The sequence below is a fragment of the Priestia sp. JV24 genome (assembly GCF_025910025.1).
GTDB classification, from domain to species: Bacteria; Bacillota; Bacilli; order Bacillales; family Bacillaceae_H; genus Priestia; species Priestia megaterium.
On sequence record NZ_JAPCIN010000015.1, the window covers coordinates 443,499 to 468,363 of the forward strand.

The window sequence follows — 24,865 nt, forward strand, 5'->3', positions numbered from 1 at the left end:
AACAAAAGTAAAAAAAGTACTTGTTTTTTCCAAAAAACATACTATAATATTAACTGTAATGCGATGAGTAATACAGTTAATACACCTAGTACACACATCATGATTTTGGGTAGATGAAGGGAGGCAGACTATGTTCGATTTAGATATTCGTAGTCGCAAGCCGATATACGAGCAATTAGTAGATAAATTGAAAGAGCTTATTATTCATGAAGTCTTTAAGGCCGATCAAAAGCTTCCATCTGTTCGGCTGTTAGCAAAAGAATTAACGATTAATCCAAATACAATTCAAAAAGCGTATCGTGAATTAGAACATCAGAATTATATTTATTCTGTTCCAGGCAAAGGAAGTTTTGTAACGCCTCAAGTTGATACACTAAATAACGAGAAGGTGAAAAAGATGAAAGAAGAATTAGTGAAACTGTTGGCAGAAGCTATGTATTTAGGGATGGATAAAGATGAAATTCTATCACTTATTTCACAGGCTGAAAAAGCAGTAAAAGGAGGAAGCGATAGTGATTGAACTGAAGGCGATAAAAAAAGAGTTTGAAGAAATGGAAGCTCTAAGAGACGTCACGCTTTCTATAAAAAAAGGATCTATTTACGGACTGCTTGGCTCGAACGGGGCAGGGAAAACAACGCTATTAAAAATCATTGCAGGTATTTACAAGCAAGATCACGGGAAAATCGCAATAGACGGCGAGGAAGTATTTGAAAACGTTGGCTTAAAAGAACGTCTTATTTTTATGCCAGATTCTCTTTATTTTTTCCCTCAAACAACGATTAAGCAATTAGCGTCTTTTTATAGAAGCGTCTATCCGACTTGGAACGAAGAGCGGTTTCAAAAATTAAAAGAAGCTTTCCCAATTCAATTACATAAAAAGGTACACAGAATGTCCAAGGGAATGCAGCGTCAAGTAGGTTTTTGGTTAGCGATGTCTGCTATGCCTGATGTACTTATCTTAGATGAGCCGCTCGATGGGTTAGATGCGGTAATGCGTCAAAAAATTAAAAACCTTCTTGTCCAAGACGTGGCAGAACGGGAAATGACGATTTTAATTTCATCACATAACTTACGAGAAGTGGAAGATCTTTGTGATCATGTAGGCATCTTGCATCACGGTCAATTATTAATTGAAAAAGAACTGGATGATTTAAAATCAGACGTGCACAAAATTCAAGTTGCATTTGAAGGAGATGTGCCGCTAGCGCTTTATGACACGCTGGACATTTTATATCAAGAAAAACGAGGAAGCGTCTTGCTTTGTATTGTTCGAGGAAAAGAAAATCACTTAGTCAACAAAGTTCGATCGTATAAGCCTTTAATTTTTGACATCTTGCCACTTACGCTGGAAGAAATCTTTATTTATGAAATGGGGGATGTGGGTTATGCAATCGAAAACATCATCGTTTAACCGCGGCATGTGGATTCAATCCATGAGAAACGTGGGATGGATTGGGCTTGTATATTTGCTAGTACTGCTGTTCGCTTTACCTTTACAACTGATTTTTACTTTCACAGGAAAGGTAGAGCCTTATATAGAAAAACCAGATACGCTATTTAACGTATTGGATGGGCTGGAATTTGTGTTTATGTTTGTTGTACCAGTGTTACTTGGTATTTTTCTATTTAGATATATCCAAACGAAGATTGCAGCTGACTATATTCATAGTTTACCAATTAAGCGTTCTACGCTGTTTCATCAAAATATGCTTCTGGGCGCGTTGGTTTTAGTTGTTCCTATTTTAATTACGGGAGTCGTTACTTTTGCCGTTAAAGGAGTTTTAACCGTTGAGGATGTTTATACAACAGGAGATGTTCTAAGCTGGGTCGGTTACAGTATTTTAATTAACTTATTTGTGCTGACTGGAACTGTTTTAGCGGGAATGTTCACCGGAATGTCTGTCCTCCAAGGAATCTTTTTATATGTTCTATTTCTTCTACCCGGCGGAATCTCTTATTTAGCTATATCTAATGTAAAGTTTTACTGGTACGGTTATGCGTATGACTATTACGTGAACAAAAATGTTGACAGCCTTGTTCCGTTTTCACACGTAGCGCAAATGGTAGCTCATAAAAGCTTTTCTACTAGTGCATTTGTTTATATTGGACTCATTGTCTTATTTTACATCATTGCTTTAATCACCTACCAAAAAAGAAAAGTAGAAGCTGCTACGCAAACCATTTCAGTTAGCTGGTTAAAACCGGTATTCGTATACGGAGTAACCGCTTGTTCACTCATGTTAGGCGGATTTTACTTTATTAGCATGAAAGGTGAATTTTCATGGATGGTCGTGGGCTATATTATTGGTTCATTAATAGGTTATATAGTTGCTCAAATTATCTTAAATAAAACGTGGCGGATCTTTACGAAATGGAAAGGGTATCTAGGCTTTGTTATAGCCGCAGCTATTGTGGGCTTTATCATTCATTTAGATGTATTTGGCTACTCTACTAAAGTACCGGCAGCTTCAGAGATTGAAAGTGTATATTTCGATGAAGATATATATCCATTGACTGATAAACCTGAAAACTATGCAAATGGAATGAATGGCTATTATGAAGCTCCATATTACTATACAAGTAAAGAAACGATTCAGAGTGTTCGTCAGCTGCAAAAACAAATTACAGCATCTAAAGATAAGAAGCTGGATCCTGATAAACAAAGTGAAATAGAAAGCAGAAACGGTAAAATGGCTGTATTTGCTTATAAATTAAAAAATGGAAAACAAATGGTCCGAGAATACTTTATTCCATTTTCAGACTATAAAGCTTTTTATAAAGAAATTGCAGAAACAAAAGAATACAAAGAAAATTTCCATCCGCTTTTACGAACAAAAAACACGGATAAAATTAAAAGCGTGAGTTTTTCTGTTCAAGGAAAGTCAAATTCAATCAACATTACAAATCCAGATAAAGTACAAGAACTTATACACGTAGTCAAACAGTCGATGATGAACGAAACGTTTGATGAAATGTACAGCACAAAAGAAAGCTGGGCTTCAATTGAGTTTATGGATGGAAAAGGACAGTACGTACAAACTGCATCTTGGGATAAGTCTTATAGCGAAGTAGAAGCATGGCTGAAAAAAGAGGGTTTATATGAACGTGCTCGTCTCATGCCAAAGGACGTAGAAAAAACCGAAGTGTTTAAAAATTCTTCTCATCTTAAAAACGATTATCGTCTTCAAGAAGAGTTTACATCTCTAATGAAGGATGAGAAAGCAATTAAAGTAAAAAACAATCAGCAGGTAGAAACACTTCTTCAACATGCGAACTTACGAGACACGGGAGATTATCTTGTTGCTTTTTATTACAAAGACCAAGTAGATACTCCTCAGATTTATATGTTGAATGAAAATGAACTGCCAGCAGAACTAAAAGAAAAACTAAAATAACAAGGGAGAACTTATTATGTGCGGCGAGGAATTACAAGATTATTTAAATCAGGTACTGGCTTATTTATTGAAAAATGGCGTGAATAGACAAGACGCCGAAGATATTACGCAAGAAGTAGCATTAAAATATTTAGAAAAACAAGAAATGGTCGATCCTGAAAAAATAAAAGCTTGGATGTTTCGCGTCGCATTAAATAAACGGTGTGATTTAGGAAGACGTAAAATAGTGAAAGACCGCTATACGTCTTCTTACAAAGAAGAACCAGTTATATATACGCCTATTCAGCAGGTGCTCAGAAATGAAGAAGCGGCTGAATGTCAGGCGATTTTAAATCAATTGAATCCTAAGTATCGCAATTTGCTTCTATTAAAATATGGATTAGGATTTAAATATGAAGAAATTGCCGAGTTATTAAATATGCAGATGACTACGTTAAAATCAGCTCTTTACCGCGCGCGCAAATACTTTGTGAAGGGATATAATGAAGTGATTTAATATTAAATGAAACAGCAGCAGTTTGTGAAAAAGAACTTTTTTACACAAACTACTGCTGTTTTTTTCGTATTTTTCTTCTTTGGACGGCATAGATAATCAAACTGATCGCACAAAAAGCTAAAGTGATCTCAATCACATCAGTATAAGAAGATGTCGTATTAAAAAAGGAACCGAAAATAAATAAAGCGAGCGTCCAAATGAAACCACAAGAAAATGAGACTTTAATGTAGTGACGATGCTTCATTCCGCTTGCCCCGAGAAAAAAAGGCATCACATGTCGCATTCCTGGTAAAAAGTAGCTTGCGATGATGGCGTGAGATCCATATTCTTGAATCGTTCGCTCAACTTTCATGACATTCTTTTCCCATCGCGGGCGTTTTAATAGCGCAAGCGCCTGAGCTGAAAAAAGACTGGCTATCAAAAACTTAAGATATAAGCTAATCATCATGCCGCTGTAGGTAAGTATAAAAGCTGGAATATACTGAACGGATGGAGACGTAGCCTGGCTGCCTGCAAGCATAATATATACTGGGTCAGGAATAGGAGTAAGGTTGGCTCCGACTAAAATGATAAAAAAGAAATATCCGTAGCCTAATTGGTTAATGGCTCCGATAAGCTGATCAATCACGTTTTCTTCCTCCTTTCTTCATTAGAATACGAGAGAGTGACACACAGTGTTCGCTCAAAATAAAAATAAAGTATAGGTACGCACAACTTAGGAAAAAAGAGTTATAATAAATAAGAATGTACGTTCTTATTTCGGGGATTAATTATACAGAAAGAGGTGATAGTATGAAAATGATGTACCCTAAAAACGGCAAAGTTATTCTTCATATTGATGCTAATGCTTTTTATGCATCTGTTGAAACCGCACATGATCATACGCTCAAAGATAAGCCTCTTGCTATTGCTGGCAATCCAAAAGAACGAAGAGGAATTGTTGTAACCTGTAACTATATTGCTCGTAAACGCGGAGTGTATGCGCCCATGCCCCTTTGGGAAGCGAAAAGAAAATGCCCCGAGCTGGTTGTTATAAAGCCTAATTTTCCATTATATCGCCAAGTGTCCAAAAACATGTTTGATTATTTAGTAACCATTTCACCTCTTTTAGAGCCCGCTTCCATTGATGAAGGCTATTTGGATATTACAAACTGTGCTGAATTAGGCTCTCCTCTTGACATAGCAAAGTCCATTCAGCAGCATTTAATACAGACGCTGCAAATTCCTGTGTCAATTGGAATCGCACCGAATAAATTTTTAGCCAAAACGGCAAGTGATATGCAAAAACCTTTAGGAATTACCGTTCTTCGAAAAAGAGATGTCCAAACAGTTCTTTGGCCAAAAGCCGTAGAGGAAATGCACGGAATCGGTAAAAAAACAGCTGAGAAGCTAAATGCGATTAAGGTGGTGACGATCGGTGATCTAGCAAATGCCGCTCCCGGTCTTCTTAAACAAACTCTCGGAGTAAAAGGAGAAGTTATGAAAGAACGAGCGTGGGGCCAAGATGATCGACAGGTGAACCCTGATCGCCAATCACAGTTTAAATCAATTGGAAACTCTACGACGCTATCTCAAAATGCAGTAGATGAACATGAAGTTCTGCCTATTTTAAATAAACTATCGCACTCAGTGAGTTCTCGTATGAAAGCGAAAAAAGTTGTAAGCAAAACGATTCAGTTAACGATACGATATAGTGATTTTAAAACCATTACTCGAAGCCAAACTATTTCTAAAGCAATTAGCGAGCCAAACGATCTTTTTCATTACAGTGCGGTATTATTTCAAAAGCATTGGAACGGAGAACCGATTCGTTTACTGGGCGTAGCTGCTCTTCAAGTGAGTCACCAGCTTCAAGAAGAAGAACAGTTGGATTTGTTTACATACGGAGAACAAGCAAAAAAAGAGCCTTTATACAAAGCGGTCGAAAGTTTGCGTGAAAAATATGGAGATAACATTATTCAAAGTGGTTTAAAAAAACAAAGAGGAAAAGAAGAGAGGTAACTCTCTTTTTTTGTATAAAATAATAGGTTTACACTCATTATAGAAGGGGAAGTACATTACTATCACGGTAATCAAAGTGATTACAAAATGAATTTGATTGCGACTTTTTTAATTGTCTGCAATGAAATTACATAAAATAATCTATGAGGTGATCTTATGTCAGACGCACTATTTACATCTAAAGCAACAGCGGTTGGAGGCCGAGATGGTCGAGTTAAATCAGATGATGGTATTATTGATTTAACCCTTGTAAATCCTTCTCCAAATAACAAAAAAGAAGGAACAAATCCGGAGCAGCTGTTTGCAGCAGGATATTCTGCTTGTTTTGACGGTGCTTTAAATTTAATCGCTAAAAAACAAAAAAAAGACATTGATTCGTCTATTACTGCAGAAGTAAGTCTACTAAAAGACCACACTGATGATGGCTTCAAAATTGGCGTGGTGTTAAACGCTCATATTAAAGGCGTTTCACAAGAAGTAGCTGAGAAGCTAGTAGAAGATGCACATCAATTCTGCCCGTATTCTAAAGCAACGCGCGGAAATGTTAACGTAACGTTAAATACAACGGTTGAGTAAATAAAAAAACGCCTGGATTTTTCTGAAATCCAGGCGTTTTTTTTATGTGCAATTTTATATGGTCTATTTTTGATTGTACGTATGCAGTGATTGCAGTAACTCCTGCAGCGTTTCTTTCAGCTTTTCTAATTCTCTCTGTGACTTATGTGTCATGCTAAAAACTTCTTCTGGAATATGACAAGCTTTATCACGTAATTTTTTTCCTTTTTCGGTTAAACTAATAAAAACAACGCGTTCATCTTCATGAGAACGCTCACGAATCACTAATTCTTGATCCTGCATTCTTTTTAGCATAGGAGTAAGGGTGCCTGAATCCAAATACAGAAGTTCGCCCATTTTTTTCACGCTGAGTGTTTCATGTTCCCATAAAACAAGAAGGGCTAAATACTGCGGATAGGTTACTCCTAATTTATCGAGCAGCGGCTTGTACACCTTTGTAATTTCTCGAGACGTGGCGTAAATTGAGAAACAAAGCTGATTTTCTAGCTGCAGCTGCTTATAAAGTTGTTCCATTCATGTTGCCTCCAGTCTATTGCTTTTTATTTAATTATACACAATTAAATAGTGGTGTCCAATAACGCTGGATGAAAAAGTGATCAAGCTGTAAATAAAAAATGGGAATTTTACATATACTAAGAAAAAAAGGGAGCTGTGCACATGTATTTTGCAAAAAAAGCCGTAGAAGAAGAAGTAGATCAAATGATGGATACGACCGTATATGCGTGTCAATCTGAATCATGTAATGGGTGGATGAGAGAAGATTTTGTTACGGTTGATTATAACTGTCCGATGTGCGGAACAGGAATGTCGCAGGAAGTACGCGAGCTGCCGAAAATTAAGTACGATCACCAATTTTATAATAAATAAAAAAAGAAGCAGCTGCTTCTTTTTTTATTTTTCACTAAAATTTCATTAAGCTGCGCTAGACTAAGAACCAACATACGATGAAAGTGAGGAATATCAGAATGAATCAAGGGAACTTTTTGAAAGGTTTATTTTGGGGAACCTTATTTAGTATTCCTATTTGGATTTCATTGTTTGGCTGGTTCCGCATTTTATCACATCTTGCATAGTTTCGTTTTATAAACCGTCATACGCGCCCTTATCTTTCTATTTCCGCTATAATAAAGGTGATAGAAAAAATAAGGAGCTGTTCTCATGATTCAATATAAAACGGAGCAAATGACGGTTTTTGAAAGCGCGCTATTTCAAACAACATCTGCAGTGATTGAAACAAAAGACTGTGTGATTGTTGTTGATCCAACGTGGCTTCCTCACGAAATTAATGAAATTAAACAGCATGTTCAAGAGATCTTAAATCATCGCAAGCTGTATGTATTTTTTACTCACGGAGATTTTGATCATGTCATTGGGTATGGCGCTTTCTTAGAATTAAATGCCAGCTTTATCGGCAGCAAATTTTTAAAAAATCATCCGGACAAAGAAGAAAAAGTTCAAATGATTAAGCAGTTTGATCATGACTATTATATAAAAAGATCTCATGATATTATATTCCCGGAGCTGGATATTGTGGTAACCGAAAATGAACAGCATATTACTTTAGGTGAAACATCTATTACCTGTTATTTTGCAAAAGGTCATACAAACGATGGACTATTTATGATTGTCGATAATTCAATATGGATCGCAGGGGATTATTTATCGGACTTTGAATATCCGTACATATATGAAAGTGTAAACGATTACCGCGACACGCTTGCTACTGCGCGACACATTTTAGCTAAGCACCAAAATCTAACGCTAGTTCCCGGACACGGAAAAACGACACATCACCGAGCTGAAATTCAAAGACGAGTGGAGATGGCCAGCTCTTATTTAGATGAACTGCAAGCTGCAGTGAAAGAAAACAATAGAGAAGCGCTTGATAAGCTAAACGACAAGTTGGCATTTCCATCTGATTTCACGGCACAATGTCATCAGAAAAACGTTGAAATTATGAAAAGAGAATTGCTGTTATAGAAATCGAGTGTACAGTCATCCCGTTGATATTAAAAGTAAGAAACCGCATCTTCTGTTGGAGATGCGGTTTCTTACTTTCCTTTATTTATCAATTTAATGAAACTTTTTCCTTTTATATCCGTTTATATAAATAAGAAGTTATTTTATTTGTAAAGGAGTATGACAATGGGGGAAAACGGTTGTGTAAAATGCGGACATACAGAAGCAAAAACAAAAGAAATTGCTACAACGGGAACGGGGCTGTCTAGATACTTAGACGTTCAGCACAATCAATTTACTGTGGTATATTGCACGAGCTGCGGGTATTCAGAGCTATATAATAAATCATCTTCAAGAGGCAGCAATATTATTGACTTATTTTTTGGAGGATGAAAATGAGTATCGACCTTATTGAAATTGATAAAGACCGGCGCGCTTCCTATTTGAACCTGCTATTAATAGGGGATGAAGACGAAAAAGTAGTGAAGTCGTATATAAATGAAGGTTCTTTATTTACCATTGTGTATGAAAAGAAGGAGATAGGAGTTGTGCAGTGCCTCACCGATGAAGAGGAACGGGCAGTAGAAGTAAAGAATATCGGTTTAAAAGAAGCATACAGAGGAAAAGGAATCGGCAGCAAAGTTATTAAAAAGTTAGAAGTACTGTATGAAGGTAACCATTATTCTAAAATGATTGTAGGAACAGCGGACTCCAGCCTTGAAAACATATCATTTTATAAAAAGGCAGGCTTTTATCAAAGGGGTGTCAAAAAGAATTTCTTTTTGCAGTACGTTCCACCGATTTACGAGAATGGCCTGCAAGCTATCGATATGATTATGTTTGAAAAAAAATTAAAAAGCAGAAGCGACTAACACGCTTCTGCTTTTAGTGATTAATCTAAAATTTGAAGTTTTACCGTTTTGCGTCCCCAATTTAAAGCTGAGCTTTGAGATGCCATAAATAAATCAACGCGAGTACCTTTAATCGCACCGCCAGTATCTCCAGCAATTGCTTCTCCGTAACCTTCTACGTATACGCGAGAACCTAATGGAATCACGCGAGGATCAACTGCAATTACTTTTCGATTAGGATTTGACCTTAGGTCGATGCCTGTAGCAGTGATTCCGCTGCAGCCCGCACAGTAAGCAGTATAAGCTGTTGCTTCAACTGTAATCTCTTTCGAAACCGACTTCCTTTCTTGCGCTGGAGCAGGTGCCGGTGTTGAAGTTGACGGTGTTGAAGGAGCAGTAGTCGCTGGCGTTGATGGTTTTGCCTGAGCTGCAGCTTGTCCGCCTACTTGTAGCACTTGATTAATGTAAATCGTATTAGACGATAAGTTATTCCACTGTTTTAATTGAGAAATTGAAATGCCGTGCCGCTGTGCTACGCTCCACATTGTATCTCCAGGCTGAACTTTGTAACTTTTACTGTTGCTAGGAGCCGGGGATGCTTGCGTTTCGTTAGTTTTTTCTTGTACAGGTGCTGAAGGTGATGACGAAACTGTTCCTGTTCCGCTTATTTTTAATACTTGATTCACATAAATTAAATGACTAGATAGGTTATTCCAATCTTTTAGCTGCTGTACGGAAGTACCGTTGTCTTTAGCGATACGGTAAAGCGTGTCACCTGATTTTACTGTATATGTATGATTTGAAGATGTTGTAGTTGGAGTTGAGCTAGATGAAGAGTCAGTAGATGTAGATCCAATTTGTAATGTTTGGTTTGCATAAATTAATGTCGAAGAAAGACCATTCCACTTTTTTAAGTCTTCAACTGTTACATTATGCTGCTGTGAGATGCTGAATAACGTTTCTCCAGCTTTTACTTTATGCGTGTCTGTGTCAGCTGATGCTGCGTCTGCAATTCCAATTGATACTAAAGCTGTGGCCCCTAATGTAAAAATGTGTTTTTTCATCTAATAATTCTCCTTTATTTCCAATAGTTGTCTCTTATTCTATCAGCAATATGTAACAAACTCATGACAAAATGGTAGGTTTTATATTACAAGTTTGTAACAATACGTCTAAAAATATAGAAAAAACGCAGGTTTTTTACGATTATGATGAAAAAAGTCTTAATTTGTCTGGAGAGATAGACTAGTAAAAAAGGTATTCTGCTTTTATAAAAATTAAGAGGAAAGAAGCTATGCTATATTCAAATGACATGATAGAATAGACAAGTTAGAAATGAACGGATAAAAAGGGAGTTAGACATCTATGGAAAAACGCTCTATCTCTTCATATTTAAAAGCATGGGTGCGCGCACTTTCAATTGAGATTAATTATATGAAGAAACACGGCGGAGAAAAGTATACGGTAGGAAAAGGAGAGTACTTAGGGCAGCAGGGAGATGCGTATCTTTACCGGTTTGAACGCACAGCAGATTTATACCTTTTTGATGGAGCTCAGGTACGCCTTGTCCACCAGCATAAAGAAAGTAAAGGAGAAGTTATCGGAACGGAAGGATTTGATTTGTACCTTAAAATAGATGCGTTTATTGGACAAGAAGTAGACGAGCTCGATATATATAACGAACCATGGGAATTATTGCAGGCGCTCATTGATAGACTGACAGAAGCAAAAGATTACAAGCAAAAAATAGTGAGAATCAAACGTCTTATGAGAGGTAATAGTCCTGTTCGTCATAAAGAGTATACGTCTAAGAACGCTCTTCATGAAGTGTTGCTGCGAGCGCGTTATAACCGTACTACTTATATTTGGGGACCTCCTGGAACAGGAAAAACATATACGCTGTCCAAAATCGCGGCAAGCCATTACCGGAAATCAAAGCGGATCCTTTTATTATCTCACAGTAATGCAGCGGTGGACGGTTTGCTGCAAGAAACTGCGCGTCAGTTAAAAAAGAAAGAAGCTTGGAAAAAAGGAAAACTCATTCGATACGGAGCAACAAAAAGCAGCGGCTTAGAAAATATAAAAGTAGAAGAAGTCATTGGAGAAGATGATCCGGATTTAGCTCAGGAGATGCGGGAGCTACAAGAAGAACGAGTCTACTTAAGCAGATATCCCAATAGAGCTCACCAGCTTCAGCAAGTTAACAAAAAGCTAAACACCCTTCGTAACAAGTGGATTGAAGCGGAGAAAAATGTTTTTGATCAAGCGTATATTGTAGGCACTACTTTATCAAAAGCGGCTATTGACCGATTACTTTATCAAAGTGAATTTGATATGGTTGTGGTAGACGAAATTAGCATGGCATATGCACCGCAAATTGCTTTTGCAGCTGCGTTAGGAAAACGAATTGTCGTGTGCGGCGATTTTAAACAGCTTCCTCCGGTATCTCAATCTTCTCATGCTGAAGTGAAGAAGTGGCTGCAGCGAGATTTATTTGAGCAGACGGGTCTTGTAGAGCAAGTAGAAAGCGGTGAGATCCACCCGCATCTTTTTATGTTGAAAAAGCAAAGAAGAATGCATAAAGATATCTCAGCTTTTACAAATCGCTATATTTACAGCAATCGAGTAGGGGATCATCCATCTGTCACAACAAGTCGAGAAGTAGTAGCAAGCAGCCGGCCGTTTGCTCATGAAGCAGCGCTTATGCTTAACATTGGTCAGTTGCATTCTTCCGCTATGCGAGATGTCGCTTCCGGCTCACGCTACAATGTGATAACGGCTGTGTTGGCGGTAAGTTTGATGCTGCGGGCACGCAAAGCTTCTTCCGCTACTCTTGGCTATGTGACTCCTTATAAGTCTCAAGCTAAATTGATCAATGCATTTCTTCAAGATATTGAACCAGCTATCGATATAATTGCAGCAACCGTACACAAATTTCAAGGCGCGGAACGAGATATCATGATTTTTGATACGGTCGATACAAAGCCGCAGTCAAAACCAGGTTTACTTTTAACAAATGAAAATAGCGATCGATTGGTAAACGTGGCGGTGACGCGTTCAAAAGGAAAATTTATTATGCTTTCAGACGAGTCGTTTGCCCACCAGCGTGTACCAAAGGAGCGAGCGTTATGGAAGTTGGTCAACCACTTTAACGAAAATCAAAAAGTATACCAGCCTCAGCAATTTTTAAAAGAAGTCATTCAGCATCCTAAATTGATTTGGTACCATCCATCGAACAGCAGTCAGTTAAAAAAAGACTTATATCAAGCTCAGCAGCAGATTTTATTGTGTATTCCTTATGCTTCCCTTGTTCCTCAAGAAATACGGGATATGTTACATTCGTTTAAAGGGGAAGTGACCGTTCTTACTCGTGAACCAAAAGAAGTTCGGATTGACGGTGCTCATATCATTTCATCTGCTGTTCCGATGTCACTGCTTATTATCGATGAATCCACTATATGGATCAATATGCCTTATGGAGGAAAGAATGAAGCGTTTATGGCAGCTAGAATTGAATCAAAGCTAGGCGCTAAACAGCTTATTCGGTCAATTGACTTTACGGAAGATAAAATAAGAAATCAAGAAACAAAAATGTATATAGAAACAAATAAACCACAATATTCTCTGAGCGATTACCTTCGCAGCTGGGATCGCTGTGAATCTTGTCAGCATATGCGAGAAGTAGAGATAACAAAAAAAGGAAAAGTAAGGTTTATTTGCTATTATTGCGGGAAAACAAGTGGGGCAACACGTTTATTAGTAGAAAAATATTTAAACTACGTACATGCTGTATGTAAAGCATGCAAGCAGCCGATGAACGTAGATTATGATGAAAATAAAGGTGTCTACGCATGTTGTCCATTGTGCAAAAAGGAAGTTTTACCTAAAGATTTATTGTAACTTTAGGAAAAGGGCGTGATCTTATCGTTTACTCTCGTAATGTAGGGGCTTTAGCTGATTGTTTGCTAGAAGGAGACGTTCAAAAGAGCTGGCTGTTTATTGCTATATATATAGAAGAAGGTCATTCTTCAACCGATGTATATACGTTTCTGACAGAAGCGATGTATGAGATAGGGAAAAGGTGGCAAGAAAATAAAATTTCAGTCGCGGACGAGCATTTGGCTACTGCAGCCTGTGACTATGTGTTAACTCGTTTTCAGCTTTCTCAGCAGCAATTGCTTCAGCGTAATCGGGCCCTTCTTTTTTGCATTGAAGGAGAAGAGCATTACTTAGGCATTAAAATGATTGCAGGACTTATGATAGAACATGGATGGGAAGTGAAAAACCTAGGAGCCAATTTGCCGCTACCGTTCGCTTTAAAAAGTATCGAGAAGTGGGACCCTGATGTAGTATGTTTGTCCGTCTCACAAGTGCATTTGCTGCCTGATTTACAAAAATACATTGCTGAGATTGAAAACATGCCGCAAAGTCCTCTTGTATTAGTAGGCAGCAGGCTTCTCAATACGCATGATTTATCGGCTTCAGGATCTTCAAAAACCATATTCATTAATCATATTCAAGCTTTTAAAGACTGGCTTCTAATCAACAATAAAGAAAGTTCGACGCAAGATAAAATGTTAGCAATGGGGGAAGAAATATGATCAGTTTGCCGATTCAACACATTCCGGTTCCAATGTTTTTACTCAATAAAGACAACGAAATAATTGAATTTACACCAAGCGTCACAAAAAATTTCCCGCCTGTTCAAAACTTTTTAGATCTAGTTGATGAAGATAGTCAAGAAAAAGTAAAAAGAGCACTCCAGGGAAAGGAAGAAGTGCAAATCGAAGTAAATATGCGCACGTTTTCTAACCCGGTTGCTCTTTTTGATTTTCATTTTAAGCCTGAAGCCTATCATTCGCTGGACGCTGTTTTCTGCTATCCTATTCACGAGCATATGACGAGTGTTCAATCAACTCTTCAACAGTTTCGCTCTATGCTTATGCAAGACTCATCACAAGTAAGCCAAGATTTTTCAGTCAGGGAAACAGATGTAGAAACGGCGAAAAAAATGCAGCTAGTTGATCTTCAGCGTCATTTTCGAGAAATGAAAACAAATGTGCTAACCATTCAAGACCTCTTGAGTATTATCCGCTCCGACGTAATTGAAGCAGGAAAAGGAGAATATATTGAATTAGTCTCTACACATTTGTTTGACATTCAAGATTTAATTAATCAGGAGCTTGACTGTTTAAGACAGAAGAACAAAGTACATTAAGAAAGCGGCAATCGAATTTCTACCGTTGTTCCTTTTCCTTCTTCACTATCATACGAAATGCTTCCTTTATGATTACTAATGATTTTGTGACTCACCATCAATCCTAATCCTGTCCCTTTTTCTTTTGTTGTATAGAAAGGCTCGCTAATTCGCGTTAATCGATCTTTCGGCATGCCTTTTCCTTCATCTATCACTTGGATGACTACTTGATTTGTATCTGGATCAAATTTAGATACCACTAGAATAGACCCAGGGTCATCCATCGCTTCAATAGAATTTTTCACCATGTTGATAAATACTTGTTTCATATCTTTTTCAATACAATGAACAACAGGTAATTTTTCTTCAAAATCTGTTGAAATAGTAATATTTTTAAGAATGGCCTGTGTGTGCAGCAGCGTACATACGCCTTGAAGAATTAAATTTATCTGCTTATTTTCATATTTTACGACTTCGGGTTTGGCTAGAATGAGCAGTTCGCTAATAATCAGTTCTAAGCGGTTAAATTCGGACATCATGACATCCATATATTCTTTTTTATACGTTTCTTCTTGCATCATAAGCTGTAAAAAGCCCTTTAATGATGTAAGAGGGTTTCGTATTTCATGGGCAATGCCGGCAGCCAGCTGTCCAAGTGCTGACAGCATCTCTGAATTTTTGAGCATCATTTCTGACTGTTTGCGCTGTGAAATATCTTCGCTTAGCCCAATGTAATGGATGATTTCGTCTTGATCATTTTTAACAGGCATTAAGGCTAACTGTTCCCAAACGGTTTCTCCGTCTTCTTGAACGTAGGAAATTTCTCCGTTCCATTTTTCTCCTCTATATACTTCATTCCAAATCTTAGGGAACCTTTTAACCCCCAACTTTTTTGTATATAAGTCATAGAGGTGCAGCCCAAATACTTCTTGCGGCGCATGCTTTTGCTCCATGAACTTTTGATTAATGTACTTAATTTTACCTTGATGATCGGTAATGAAAATGCCCGTAGGACTGTGAGCTACTGCAAATGATGTAATAGCCAATTCTTCATTTGATCGTTTAATTTCTGTAATATTAATAAACGTAATAACTACACCGTTAATTAAATTCTCATTTGTACGATAAGGCATCATTTTCATGCTGTACCATTGGTTATCGTAGCTTTGAATTTCTTTTTGAAGGGTATTATTTGTTCTTAAAACGTGCATTGCGTCCTCGATTAGATGGTCATATCTAAAGTTATGCGAAATATGAAAGAAAGGTCTTCCGATATCTTGATGAAGAACGTTGATCACTGTTTTCGTTTCCGGCGTAAATAATTTAATATTCAGCTGCTCGTCTAAAAAGATAGTAGCAATAGTTGTACTGATTAATAAATTATCAATATCGTTATTTAAGTCCGTTAATTCTTCAATCTTTCGCTCGTACTGATTGTTAACACTAATTAACTCTTCATTAACAGACTGCAGTTCTTCATTTGTGGACTGCAGCTCTTCGTTAGAAGCAATCAGTTCTTCATTCGTCGACTTTAGCTCCTCATTTGCTGTTTCTAGCTCTTCAATCGTCGTTTGCAAATGCTGCTGCGTGTAATGAAGCTCTTGCTCTAAATCTACTACAAGCTCACTAATCGAGCTGGTTTGATTAAGAAACATGGGCTTTTCCTTATCAATAACGGCACCATCTTTCTGTTCATCAAACATAAGTAAGTAAAGAGAGTGATTTGTTGGAAGAGCAGATATCGTGAGGTTAAAACGGCGCTGAACGTTGTTTATGACAAACTCAATGTGCTGACAGCATACGCTCATACCTTGCTCTTTTACGCGTTTAATAGCTGCTCCAATGGCTAAAGAGACGTGAACTGGAACCATTTTGAAAATTGTATAATTAATTTTCCCTACAGGAACGTTAATAAGCTGAGTCGCTTCTTTTGAACAAAATATCACTTCGTTGTATTCATTTAATACAAGACAAGGGCTCATAAAGTGATCAATCATTGACTGATACATCTCATCTAATTTAAGCGAAGGAAGAGGCTTATAAAGTTGACTTGGCAGCGGCACGCTAGAAAAATCACCTTCATGCAAGTTGGATTTTGAAAGATTAAAAGCTCCCGTAATTTGTCGGCTGGGCTGTCCGGAACGCTTAAATATTTTCCACTTACTGTTGATAGGGCGGAACAAATCAGAAAAGTTTCCCGTTGTTTCGCTAGGGCCTAAAAAAAGTACGCCTTCTTCTGTCAAAGAAAAATGAAAAAGAGACAGAATGCGCTGCTGCAGTTCAGCTTGGAAGTAAATCATCATATTTCGACAGCTAATCAAATCAACGTTTACAAAAGGCGAGTCTTTTCCTATATTATGCGGAGCAAAAACAATCATTTTGCGGATTGTTTTTTTAACTTGATAACCGCCGTGTTTTGTTTGCTCAAAATATTCATTAATCTGAGCTGCTGAGAAGGAATGAACTTCCGCTTCTTCATAAATACCTTGGCTCGCTCTTTTGATCGCATGACGATCGATGTCCGTAGCAAAGATTCGGACATCGAAATAACGGTTGATTGTTGATAAATAGTCATGAAGCAAAATAGCTAACGTGTATGCTTCTTGACCAGTAGAACAACCTGCTACCCAGATGCGGATTTCATCTTCTTGACTATGAATCTTTCTTTCAACTAATTGTGGGATGACTTGTTCTTCAATAATAGAGAATGCTTCTTTATCTCTAAGAAATTGCGTCACTCCAATCAGCAGGTCTCGCTGCAATTCGACGATTTCTTCGGCTTCTTTACATAAATAGTCCCGGTACTCTTCCATTGTTTGAGAGGGAGGATCGAGTAAAGCCATTCTCTTTTCAAGTCGTCGCAGCACCGTGTTTTTTTTGTACATGGAGAAGTCGATGCCTGTTTTCTTCTTTATTAATGAATAAATGTATTGCAGCGTTTCTTCATTATATGTAAATTCAGTTTGGCTGACATGCGTTTGCACAAGGTCAGGCATATCAGCAGGAGAAAGAATATAATCAGCAAGGTGTGCATCAATAGCGCTTAGAGGCATATCTCTGTACTTTGCTGTGCTTTCATCTTGTACAAGTACAGTTCCGCCATACTCTCGTATCGTTTTTGCTCCTCCTGTTCCATCATTTCCTTTTCCTGATAAAATAATGGCTGTACACCGGTGTTTTTTTGCAGCAGCCAGAGAATGGAAAAAGGCGTCAATCGGATATTTCACTTGATCGTTTTCTTCATAAGGACGAAGGCGAAGAGTATGATCCATAACGGTCACATAATGATGGGGAGGATTTAAATAAATTGTGTCTTCTTGTAAAGTCATCCCGTCTTGTGTCAGTTTGATATTCATTCCTGTTTTTTTTGCTAAAAGTTCTGGCATAAAACTTTTATATTTAGAGGAAAGGTGCTGTACAATAATAAACGCCATTCCATTTGGTGAAGGCATATTAGCGAAAAACTGCTCAATAGCTTCTAACCCTCCGGCAGAAGCGCCAATTCCCACAACGTGTAAATCCTGTTTCTCTATTCCTTCTGAAGACGATGGAACTGTAGAAAACGAGTTGTTCTTCATAATAGAACCTCCAATAATGTTTCGATACTTCCTAGATTGTATGTCGTTTTGTTTATTTTAATGTCGACAGCACGGCGTGGTTTACATCAAAAGTAAATTTTTCAAAAAAAACCAAGATGCTGGTACATAGGTTCATTTTAGCAAACCTATTATATTGTTCAAATAACGTTTTCAAAATTCCTCTATTTTTCGTAAAAAAATTTAAAGTCCAAACTATATAATATGCCCCGATTTTCTTTATATAAACGTATTTTTATAAAAAAAATCGTTTTTTTTTGCAGAAAAAAATATTTAAAAAAGTTTTGTTTACGCTTACATACGCATAAGGTTATACGCTCAAGGAGGAAAAAAACGGTTAAATTCAACTTGACACTCTTTTTCAGCATGTTACTATAGGAACCGTTGAAAGAAACGAGAACAAAAATACGAACAAATGACAGGGGAGATTTGATGGATCAAAAACAAAAAGTTGCTTTTTTAGGTGCTGGATCAATGGCAGAAGCGATGATTTCTGGTATGGTCAATGCAAAGAAATTACCTGCTGAAAATATTATCGTAACAAATCGAAGCAATGATGCGCGACTGCATGAACTTGAAAATAGATATGGTATCACAGCAGTAAAGCGCAGCGAGCTGAAAACAGATGACATTGACGTTTTTATTCTAGCGATGAAGCCAAAAGGCGCTGAAGAGGCATTAAATGAATTAAAGCCTCAAATCAACAAAGACCAGCTTGTCCTATCTGTTCTTGCAGGGATTTCGTCTTCTTACATGGAAGAGTTGTTGCATGATGAACAGCAGGTCATTCGAGTGATGCCGAATACATCAAGTATGATTCAGCAATCAGCAACGGCTATATCTCCAGGTCAATATGCTGCAATGGATGCTGTGCTAACAGCAAAAGAGCTGCTTTCTGCAATCGGAAAAGTATACGTGATTGATGAACCACAAATGGATATTTTTACTGGAATTGCCGGAAGTGGACCCGCTTATTTTTATTTCCTTATGGAGCATATCGAAAAAGCAGCTAAAGAAGAAGGTCTCGATCCTGAGCTAGCACGTGAAATTGGCGCCCAAACCATTTACGGTGCAGCAAGAATGATGATGGAAAGAGATGAAACGCCGACGGAGCTTCGTGAAAATGTGACGTCTCCAAACGGTACAACAGCAGCTGGTTTAGACGCCTTAGCTAAACACGGCGGCGGAGAAGCAATGATGCAAGCAGTCAAAGGAGCATCAAAGCGTTCAAAAGAAATGAGTGCTCAACTACAAAAAGTGGCAAGTACTAATTAATTCGTCACTTATCTTCTTCGTGAATTCCTCACCACAAAAAAATAATCATAAACAAGAAAACATACAGAACACACTAGGAGTGATTTGATGAGTCCCGACAATAAGAAGCGGGTTGTAATTAAAATTGGAAGTAGTTCATTAACAAGTTCACATGGTGAAATCAGCAGACGGAAGCTCGAGCGCCTTGTGGACCAAGTCGTAGACTTAAAAGATAGCGGTCATGAAGTACTATTAGTTTCATCAGGAGCTGTAGCTGCAGGGTACCGCAAGCTTGGCTGCTTAGAGCGACCTAGCTCTTTACCTGAAAAACAAGCAGCTGCCTCAATCGGTCAAGGACTGTTAATGGAGGCTTATTCAGAACTGTTTCTATCACATGGATACGTTGCTTCTCAAATCTTAATTACGAGAGACGATTTTTCAGACGAAAATCGTTACAACAATGCACGAAATACAATTAACGTGCTGTTAGAACGCGGCATTGTGCCAATTGTCAATGAAAACGACACGGTAACCATCAATCGATTAAAATTTGGCGATAATGATACACTTTCAGCTAAAGTTGCTGGACTAGTGGATTCCGACCTGCTTATTATTTTATCGGATATCGATGGCTTATACAGTGCGGACCCTCGCCAGGATCCAAATGCAAAATTAGTTCCTCACGTAGGGGAAATCACGCAAGACATCGAAGAATCTGCAGGAGATTCAGGAAGTTCAGTTGGAACAGGCGGTATGCGCTCGAAAATTGACGCGTTCAAAATCGCTATGGCGTCAGGAATTCCAGCATTTTTAGGAAGAGCCGGCGTGCCAAATATCTTAACACAAGCGGTTGACGGAGATGCAACAGGAACGTATTTTGAATCTGAAGATGATTCTGCGAACCTTAATCAGAAAAAGCAGTGGATTGCGTTTAACTCTGGTCCTGAAGGGGAAATAGTAGTCGAAGATGCCGCGAAATGTGCAATTATTGAAGATAAAGAGCCTTTACTTCGCGAGCACGTTAAATATATTAAAGGCCACTTTAGTGAACGAGCAGTTGTACGTATTCTAGATAAAGACGAAAATGAGCTGGCTCTTGGCGTGACAAATTATTCATCTGATGAACTTGCACTGAATGAGCCAATTGATCAACCGATCGTAGACAGCGAAGGTCTAGTGTGTCACTTAGAAATTCCAGTACCGGTCGGTTTGTAAGCAAACATGCTGTAAAGAAAAGGAGCCCTTCCTTTTCTTTGCATGATTGCATTTACCTCTTATGCCTCACACTTTAAAATCAAACAAAACTAAAACGAATCCAGGAGTGATTTGGTGTTACAAACAAATGAAAAGTATTCAGTAGAAGAACAAGCTATTTCAGCAAAAAAAGCAGCTAAGCAATTAAGTTTACTAACAACAGAACAAAAAAATGATGCACTGTTAACGATTGCTTCTACACTTGAAAGCAACACGGAGTATATTTTAAAAGCAAATGAAGTAGACTTAAAAAACGGGAAAGAAAAAGGTTTTGATGAAGCACTGATGGACCGTCTTGCTCTTTCAGCGGAACGTGTAAAAGAATTTGCCAACGGCCTTCGTGAGGTTGCTGAGTTAGATGATCCAACAGGAGATATTTTATCAAGCTGGACATTGGATAATGGTCTAGATGTAAAGCAAGTACGCGTGCCTCTTGGTGTTATCGGAATGATTTATGAAGCACGTCCAAACGTAACGGTAGATGCAACAGGGCTAGCGTTGAAATCTGGAAATGCCATTGTGTTAAAAGGCGGTTCTTCAGCTATTTCATCTAACCAAGCTATCGTGGACATTATTCATAAAGCTCTTGATGAAACGCCAATCCCTAAAGAAGCGGTACAGTTTATTTCAAGTACAGATCGTGCGGCTACGCAAGAATTATTTACAATGAAAGAGCATATTGACGTTCTAATTCCGCGCGGAGGGGCTTCATTGATTCAAGCGGTCGTCAATAACGCAACGGTTCCGGTGTTAGAAACAGGAGTCGGAAACTGCCATATCTACATCGATGAACAAGCTGACGTTAAGAAGGCCATTCCGATTTTGATTAATGCAAAAACAGATCGACCAGCGGTGTGTAACGCAGCAGAAACGGTTCTTGTACACAAGAACTGGCTCGATTCTCATAAAGATGAATTGATTCAAGCATTCAACGATCATAATATTGAAGTATATGGTGACAAAGCGACAGTAGGTGAAATTCCTGGAGCAAAACCAGCGGCTGAAAAAGACTGGGCTGAAGAGTATTTGCGCTTAGCGATCGCGATGAAAGTAGTAGAGAGTGTGGATGAAGCGATTGACCACATCGAAACATATGGAACAAAACACTCTGAAGCCATCATTTCAGAAGATGAACAAGCCGTTTCACGCTTCATGTCTTTAGTGGATGCAGCCGCACTGTATCATAATGCATCTACGCGTTTTACTGACGGAGGAGCTCTAGGATTTGGAGCTGAAATTGGGATCTCAACTCAAAAGCTTCATGCACGCGGTCCAATGGGACTTCCTGCGCTTACGACAATTAAATATATTATGAGTGGAAACGGACAAACTCGATAAGAAATGAAAAGCGAGCCTAATCATGTGCTCGCTTTTTTTTATGAAAAGTAAAACAAGTAAATGGAAGCTGATTTGTAAAAAATTATAAACTCTGTTATAATAGTAAAATATATAGTTTTTGTGATCTTCATTTTTGTTCTTTTCAGACTATCCCGTTGTTTTAAGAAAAGCAACTGCTATCTGCTTTGTTATAACTTCATTTTTATTTTAGTCTTTCAAGACGCCGTATGTATTCCTCAAAGATTGATTTACGGATGTATAGTATCACTTTATCTTGCACCATTTACCACATTTACACGCTAAGTTAATCTTCATTTATTATCCACTTAAAAAGTACTGTTTAAAGGAGACGATGTGTATGTATAATCGTAAAAATTTAGAGCCGGCTGTTATTGAAGAAACAAAAGTTTGGGAATGTACATCAGATACGTGTAATTGCTGGGTTCGAGATAACTTTAAAAGCGGAGATCAGCCAACTTGTCCAATTTGTAAAAGCGAAATGAAGCAAGCTGTAAAAGAACTGCAGGTTATTCATAATCCTAGAGTCATTGATTAATAACTTTTAGGAAGACGTTTTTTGAAAGGGGTTTGGGGATGTTTCTAGGAATTGATCATGTTCAGCTTCTTGGTCCAGAAGGGTGCGAGCAAGAAGCAAGAAATTTTTATGAAAATCTTTTAGGAATGAAAACTGTTCTTAAGCCGGAAAATTTAAGGCACAGAGGCGGCATATGGTTTCAATGTGGAACTCAAGAAGTGCATATCAGTATTCAAGATGACTACATACCTGCTAAAAAAGCACATCCAGCTTTTGTCGTGGAAGATATTAAGACGCTTAGACGTAAGTTGGCACACGAGGGCTGCGTTCTTTCTGAAGAAGAGCCTATTGCAGGGAGAGAGCGTTTTTTTGTCCATGACCCGTTCGGAAATCGATTAGAATTTTTACAATATGACAAATAAAAGACCTCCAAGCGGAGGTCTTTTATTTTAGGGCGTTATCTAAATACGTATATACCGTTTCTTTGCTAACTAATACTTCATTTTCTCTGTCTTTATCTTTTTGCCACTTTTCCCGTGCTTTTGCTAATACTTCTTCGGCTTCCTCCTTGGGAATGACAATGACTCCACCGTCGTCACCTGCAATAAAATCGCCAGGATGAATTTTTACGCCCCCGCAGGAAATGGTTTCATTTACGATTCCTTTTTCTTTTTTGCTGCTTGCTGCGATCGTAGAGCCCTTACAAAATACGGGGAAATTGAGTTTTTCAATGTCTTCCTGATCTCGTATAACACCATCTAGTACAATACCGCTTATTCCAACAAGCTTCGCCATGGCTACTACGAAATCTCCTGCTAAGGCACGGTTACAGTAGCTTTTTCCATCAATGACGAGCACGCTTCCGGGCTCCGCTAGTCGAATCGCTTCAAGCACTGAGTAATTATTGCCAGCAGGAGTATCTACAGTAAGAGCCGGTCCAAATAGTTTGTAATGACGCTGTAATGGCTTAATAGAAAAGTCTAAGTGGTTTGTACCTTCCATTGCATCTGATAAATTTGCTGTTGATAATGGGAGCTGTTCATTCAACATCGTATCTCTCCTTTTTAACTTTAGTTTATCTATACATATTCATATAAGAGAAAGCTCTTATTTATGAAAGGGAAAGTAGATAACGTTAAGCATTGACCGTCAATTAATTAACTGCAAACGTACAGCACTAGAATATTTCAGAGCCAATTTTTAATGCATTGTATTATATCTTTGAGGCGCTGTTTCTCGTAGGGTATTCGTCATATAAGCGCGTATATCCTTTAATTAGTAATAAAGGCGAAGGTAGCCTATAAAGACATTATTAAAGAAGGGAAAAAACCAAAGAACTCTAAAAAAGTTACTTTAGATAATATTTTTAGGAAAGTGTAAAATAAGCCGTATTTAATGAAGATGAAGGACCTTTGTTAGTTTTATGAATGTCTTTGATTTATATCTAAATGATGTTATATAAGCACGAAATACGTGCAAATGTTTAATCCTGTGAACATTTGATGGAGCTTGATGCATTTTTATATAAAAAAGTGAAACCTTTTGGTATGATGAAACGTAGGAACATATATGGAAATCATATATGAAAAACATATGTGACGTTAGTCATTTAGTGGAGGGAAAACAATGGTAAAAAAATTATTGGCCGCATTTATCGCATTAGCGGTTGTGTTTTCACCAGTCGGTGGATCACTTATTCATGACGGTTCAAACGTAGCAAGCGCAAAAGGGTATAAATCAGGAAAGCGCTCTTTTGACAGCGGAAGCAATAACCAATCAAGCTTATTTAAAAACAATAACAGTAATTCGGTTAAGCAAAACAATACGTCTAAAAACTCATCATCTAAAAGTACAGCTGCTGGCTCAAAACGCGGCGGCTTAATGAAAGGTCTTTTAATGGGAGGAATTGCGGGCTTATTATTTGGAAGCTTGCTATCTAGCTTAGGACCATTAGGCCCAATTTTAGGCTTTATGGTAAACATGCTTGTAATTGTAGCTTTAATTCTTCTTGTAGTAAAGTTATTCCAAAGCGTACGTAGCAACAAGCGTAAAAATGAGGAAGTGAAATCTTGGAGACAATAAAAATTTCTGAACAAGATATTATTAATGCAATGTGCCTATATATTGCAGAAAAGAAACAAGTTCAGCCTCAAGAAGTAGAGATTGAGCTAATGTATGATGATGACTATGGTTTTTCAGCAGAGTCATACGTGCATGATCGTAAGCAGGTTCATATTACTTTGAACATTATTGAAGCCCTGCGCTTTTGGCTGGATACGGAAATGAACGTAGACCCATACGCAGCAGGACTAGAACTGGAATTAGACGATGAAGAAGGCATTATCGCTTTTGCAAAATTAAGTCGATAAAGAAGTCTTCAATGCAAAACCCGCTCAAGTGAGCGGGTTTTTT

At 37.9% G+C, this 24,865-nt stretch carries 25 protein-coding genes; 20 read left to right on the forward strand and 5 right to left on the reverse strand.

The annotated features are described in order from the left end of the window. Positions 1–130: 130 nt before the first annotated feature. The 4 genes from OK414_RS11590 to OK414_RS11605 are packed head-to-tail and all read left to right on the forward strand — an operon-like array spanning position 131 to position 3,892. Complete coding sequence (locus OK414_RS11590; RefSeq protein ID WP_013083081.1) at positions 131–520, forward strand: GntR family transcriptional regulator; 390 nt, start codon at positions 131–133, stop codon at positions 518–520. Next, positions 513–1,412 (forward strand): ABC transporter ATP-binding protein, encoded by a 900-nt coding sequence (locus OK414_RS11595; protein ID WP_025752330.1) that lies wholly within the window; start codon positions 513–515, stop codon positions 1,410–1,412. Before OK414_RS11590 ends, OK414_RS11595 begins: the two co-directional genes overlap by 8 nt. After that, positions 1,387–3,396 carry a DUF6449 domain-containing protein gene (locus OK414_RS11600; protein ID WP_034266003.1) on the forward strand — a complete coding sequence of 670 codons (2,010 nt, stop codon included), beginning with the start codon at positions 1,387–1,389 and terminating at the stop codon, positions 3,394–3,396. Before OK414_RS11595 ends, OK414_RS11600 begins: the two co-directional genes overlap by 26 nt. Before the next feature lie 16 nt (positions 3,397–3,412). Next, a complete protein-coding gene (locus OK414_RS11605) occupies positions 3,413–3,892 on the forward strand; it encodes an RNA polymerase sigma factor (protein WP_128820706.1) in 480 nt (159 codons plus the stop codon). A 49-nt stretch (positions 3,893–3,941) separates the two neighbouring features. On the opposite strand, the gene OK414_RS11610 is transcribed toward OK414_RS11605, so the two are convergent. Next, the gene (locus tag OK414_RS11610; RefSeq protein ID WP_263045618.1) at positions 3,942–4,520 is read right to left on the reverse strand and encodes a DedA family protein; all 579 of its coding nucleotides are present in this window, start codon (positions 4,518–4,520) and stop codon (positions 3,942–3,944) included. A 164-nt stretch (positions 4,521–4,684) separates the two neighbouring features. On the opposite strand from OK414_RS11610, the gene OK414_RS11615 reads away from it, so the two are divergent. Together OK414_RS11615 and OK414_RS11620 are read left to right on the forward strand one after the other, a co-directional pair. Beyond that, complete coding sequence (locus tag OK414_RS11615; protein ID WP_263045619.1) at positions 4,685–5,893, forward strand: DNA polymerase IV; 1,209 nt, start codon at positions 4,685–4,687, stop codon at positions 5,891–5,893. Positions 5,894–6,049: 156 nt separating this feature from the next. Continuing rightward, a complete protein-coding gene (locus tag OK414_RS11620) occupies positions 6,050–6,469 on the forward strand; it encodes an organic hydroperoxide resistance protein (protein ID WP_016764045.1) in 420 nt (139 codons plus the stop codon). A 63-nt stretch (positions 6,470–6,532) separates the two neighbouring features. Here OK414_RS11620 and OK414_RS11625 read toward each other — a convergent pair whose 3' ends face one another. Further along, positions 6,533–6,982, reverse strand: coding sequence for a MarR family winged helix-turn-helix transcriptional regulator (locus OK414_RS11625; protein ID WP_263045620.1), 450 nt, complete (start codon positions 6,980–6,982; stop codon positions 6,533–6,535). Between the two features lie 144 nt (positions 6,983–7,126). On the opposite strand from OK414_RS11625, the gene OK414_RS11630 reads away from it, so the two are divergent. From OK414_RS11630 to OK414_RS11645, 4 genes are all read left to right on the forward strand, one after another. Next, positions 7,127–7,336, forward strand: coding sequence for a cold-inducible protein YdjO-related protein (locus OK414_RS11630; protein WP_014460174.1), 210 nt, complete (start codon positions 7,127–7,129; stop codon positions 7,334–7,336). A 291-nt stretch (positions 7,337–7,627) separates the two neighbouring features. Next, the gene (locus OK414_RS11635) at positions 7,628–8,449 is read left to right on the forward strand and encodes an MBL fold metallo-hydrolase (protein ID WP_016764046.1); all 822 of its coding nucleotides are present in this window, start codon (positions 7,628–7,630) and stop codon (positions 8,447–8,449) included. A gap of 165 nt (positions 8,450–8,614) precedes the next feature. Further along, positions 8,615–8,821: a zinc ribbon domain-containing protein gene (locus OK414_RS11640; protein ID WP_263045621.1), complete on the forward strand. Its 207-nt coding sequence runs from the start codon at positions 8,615–8,617 to the stop codon at positions 8,819–8,821. A gap of 2 nt (positions 8,822–8,823) precedes the next feature. Then, positions 8,824–9,300, forward strand: coding sequence for a GNAT family N-acetyltransferase (locus tag OK414_RS11645; RefSeq protein ID WP_016764048.1), 477 nt, complete (start codon positions 8,824–8,826; stop codon positions 9,298–9,300). A 20-nt stretch (positions 9,301–9,320) separates the two neighbouring features. Here the strand turns inward: OK414_RS11645 and OK414_RS11650 are convergent, their stop codons facing one another. Further along, positions 9,321–10,343, reverse strand: coding sequence for a LysM peptidoglycan-binding and 3D domain-containing protein (locus tag OK414_RS11650; protein ID WP_263045622.1), 1,023 nt, complete (start codon positions 10,341–10,343; stop codon positions 9,321–9,323). A gap of 301 nt (positions 10,344–10,644) precedes the next feature. Between OK414_RS11650 and OK414_RS11655 the strand changes: the two genes are divergently transcribed. Genes OK414_RS11655 through OK414_RS11665 form a run of 3 tightly spaced genes read left to right on the forward strand, consistent with a single transcriptional unit; the run spans position 10,645 to position 14,497 of the window. Continuing rightward, positions 10,645–13,179: an AAA domain-containing protein gene (locus tag OK414_RS11655; protein ID WP_263045623.1), complete on the forward strand. Its 2,535-nt coding sequence runs from the start codon at positions 10,645–10,647 to the stop codon at positions 13,177–13,179. A gap of 23 nt (positions 13,180–13,202) precedes the next feature. After that, complete coding sequence (locus OK414_RS11660; RefSeq protein ID WP_404932069.1) at positions 13,203–13,880, forward strand: B12-binding domain-containing protein; 678 nt, start codon at positions 13,203–13,205, stop codon at positions 13,878–13,880. Further along, complete coding sequence (locus tag OK414_RS11665; RefSeq protein WP_263045625.1) at positions 13,877–14,497, forward strand: hypothetical protein; 621 nt, start codon at positions 13,877–13,879, stop codon at positions 14,495–14,497. The genes OK414_RS11660 and OK414_RS11665 overlap by 4 nt, the downstream gene beginning before the upstream one ends. On the opposite strand, the gene OK414_RS11670 is transcribed toward OK414_RS11665, so the two are convergent. Continuing rightward, positions 14,494–18,054 (reverse strand): CheR family methyltransferase, encoded by a 3,561-nt coding sequence (locus OK414_RS11670; RefSeq protein ID WP_263045626.1) that lies wholly within the window; start codon positions 18,052–18,054, stop codon positions 14,494–14,496. The two genes, OK414_RS11665 and OK414_RS11670, sit on opposite strands and share 4 nt — an antisense overlap. 450 nt (positions 18,055–18,504) lie before the next feature. On the opposite strand from OK414_RS11670, the gene proC reads away from it, so the two are divergent. The 5 genes from proC to OK414_RS11695 all read left to right on the forward strand — a co-directional run bounded on the left by proC (position 18,505) and on the right by OK414_RS11695 (position 22,875). Beyond that, positions 18,505–19,347 (forward strand): pyrroline-5-carboxylate reductase, encoded by an 843-nt coding sequence (gene proC, locus OK414_RS11675; protein WP_013056987.1) that lies wholly within the window; start codon positions 18,505–18,507, stop codon positions 19,345–19,347. Positions 19,348–19,434: 87 nt separating this feature from the next. Next, entirely contained in the window at positions 19,435–20,541 is a 1,107-nt protein-coding gene (gene proB, locus OK414_RS11680; RefSeq protein ID WP_013083096.1) for a glutamate 5-kinase, read from the forward strand. Positions 20,542–20,655: 114 nt separating this feature from the next. Further along, on the forward strand, positions 20,656–21,918 hold the full coding sequence (locus tag OK414_RS11685) for a glutamate-5-semialdehyde dehydrogenase (protein ID WP_043982391.1): 1,263 nt from the start codon (positions 20,656–20,658) through the stop codon (positions 21,916–21,918). Positions 21,919–22,276: 358 nt separating this feature from the next. After that, complete coding sequence (locus OK414_RS11690) at positions 22,277–22,474, forward strand: cold-shock protein (RefSeq protein ID WP_013056990.1); 198 nt, start codon at positions 22,277–22,279, stop codon at positions 22,472–22,474. A gap of 38 nt (positions 22,475–22,512) precedes the next feature. Then, positions 22,513–22,875 (forward strand): VOC family protein, encoded by a 363-nt coding sequence (locus tag OK414_RS11695; RefSeq protein ID WP_016764055.1) that lies wholly within the window; start codon positions 22,513–22,515, stop codon positions 22,873–22,875. Between the two features lie 22 nt (positions 22,876–22,897). Here the strand turns inward: OK414_RS11695 and OK414_RS11700 are convergent, their stop codons facing one another. Beyond that, positions 22,898–23,503, reverse strand: coding sequence for an RraA family protein (locus OK414_RS11700; RefSeq protein ID WP_016764056.1), 606 nt, complete (start codon positions 23,501–23,503; stop codon positions 22,898–22,900). A 576-nt stretch (positions 23,504–24,079) separates the two neighbouring features. On the opposite strand from OK414_RS11700, the gene OK414_RS11705 reads away from it, so the two are divergent. Together OK414_RS11705 and OK414_RS11710 are read left to right on the forward strand one after the other, a co-directional pair. After that, the gene (locus OK414_RS11705; protein ID WP_033578944.1) at positions 24,080–24,535 is read left to right on the forward strand and encodes a hypothetical protein; all 456 of its coding nucleotides are present in this window, start codon (positions 24,080–24,082) and stop codon (positions 24,533–24,535) included. After that, positions 24,523–24,822, forward strand: coding sequence for a YxcD family protein (locus OK414_RS11710; protein WP_013056994.1), 300 nt, complete (start codon positions 24,523–24,525; stop codon positions 24,820–24,822). Before OK414_RS11705 ends, OK414_RS11710 begins: the two co-directional genes overlap by 13 nt. Positions 24,823–24,865 lie beyond the last annotated feature (43 nt).

What these genes read in the sequence shown, in the direction of transcription:
- OK414_RS11590 (WP_013083081.1), top strand. Translation starts at nt 131, where the DNA reads ATGTTCGATTTAGATATTCGTAGTCGCAAGCCGATATACGAGCAATTA.
- OK414_RS11600 (WP_034266003.1), top strand. Translation starts at nt 1,387, where the DNA reads ATGCAATCGAAAACATCATCGTTTAACCGCGGCATGTGGATTCAATCC.
- OK414_RS11605 (WP_128820706.1), top strand. Translation starts at nt 3,413, where the DNA reads ATGTGCGGCGAGGAATTACAAGATTATTTAAATCAGGTACTGGCTTAT.
- OK414_RS11615 (WP_263045619.1), top strand. Translation starts at nt 4,685, where the DNA reads ATGAAAATGATGTACCCTAAAAACGGCAAAGTTATTCTTCATATTGAT.
- OK414_RS11620 (WP_016764045.1), top strand. Translation starts at nt 6,050, where the DNA reads ATGTCAGACGCACTATTTACATCTAAAGCAACAGCGGTTGGAGGCCGA.
- OK414_RS11625 (WP_263045620.1), bottom strand. Translation starts at nt 6,982, where the DNA reads ATGGAACAACTTTATAAGCAGCTGCAGCTAGAAAATCAGCTTTGTTTC.
- OK414_RS11630 (WP_014460174.1), top strand. Translation starts at nt 7,127, where the DNA reads ATGTATTTTGCAAAAAAAGCCGTAGAAGAAGAAGTAGATCAAATGATG.
- OK414_RS11635 (WP_016764046.1), top strand. Translation starts at nt 7,628, where the DNA reads ATGATTCAATATAAAACGGAGCAAATGACGGTTTTTGAAAGCGCGCTA.
- OK414_RS11640 (WP_263045621.1), top strand. Translation starts at nt 8,615, where the DNA reads ATGGGGGAAAACGGTTGTGTAAAATGCGGACATACAGAAGCAAAAACA.
- OK414_RS11645 (WP_016764048.1), top strand. Translation starts at nt 8,824, where the DNA reads ATGAGTATCGACCTTATTGAAATTGATAAAGACCGGCGCGCTTCCTAT.
- OK414_RS11650 (WP_263045622.1), bottom strand. Translation starts at nt 10,343, where the DNA reads ATGAAAAAACACATTTTTACATTAGGGGCCACAGCTTTAGTATCAATT.
- OK414_RS11655 (WP_263045623.1), top strand. Translation starts at nt 10,645, where the DNA reads ATGGAAAAACGCTCTATCTCTTCATATTTAAAAGCATGGGTGCGCGCA.
- OK414_RS11665 (WP_263045625.1), top strand. Translation starts at nt 13,877, where the DNA reads ATGATCAGTTTGCCGATTCAACACATTCCGGTTCCAATGTTTTTACTC.
- OK414_RS11670 (WP_263045626.1), bottom strand. Translation starts at nt 18,054, where the DNA reads ATGAAGAACAACTCGTTTTCTACAGTTCCATCGTCTTCAGAAGGAATA.
- proC (WP_013056987.1), top strand. Translation starts at nt 18,505, where the DNA reads ATGGATCAAAAACAAAAAGTTGCTTTTTTAGGTGCTGGATCAATGGCA.
- proB (WP_013083096.1), top strand. Translation starts at nt 19,435, where the DNA reads ATGAGTCCCGACAATAAGAAGCGGGTTGTAATTAAAATTGGAAGTAGT.
- OK414_RS11690 (WP_013056990.1), top strand. Translation starts at nt 22,277, where the DNA reads ATGTATAATCGTAAAAATTTAGAGCCGGCTGTTATTGAAGAAACAAAA.
- OK414_RS11695 (WP_016764055.1), top strand. Translation starts at nt 22,513, where the DNA reads ATGTTTCTAGGAATTGATCATGTTCAGCTTCTTGGTCCAGAAGGGTGC.
- OK414_RS11700 (WP_016764056.1), bottom strand. Translation starts at nt 23,503, where the DNA reads ATGTTGAATGAACAGCTCCCATTATCAACAGCAAATTTATCAGATGCA.
- OK414_RS11705 (WP_033578944.1), top strand. Translation starts at nt 24,080, where the DNA reads ATGGTAAAAAAATTATTGGCCGCATTTATCGCATTAGCGGTTGTGTTT.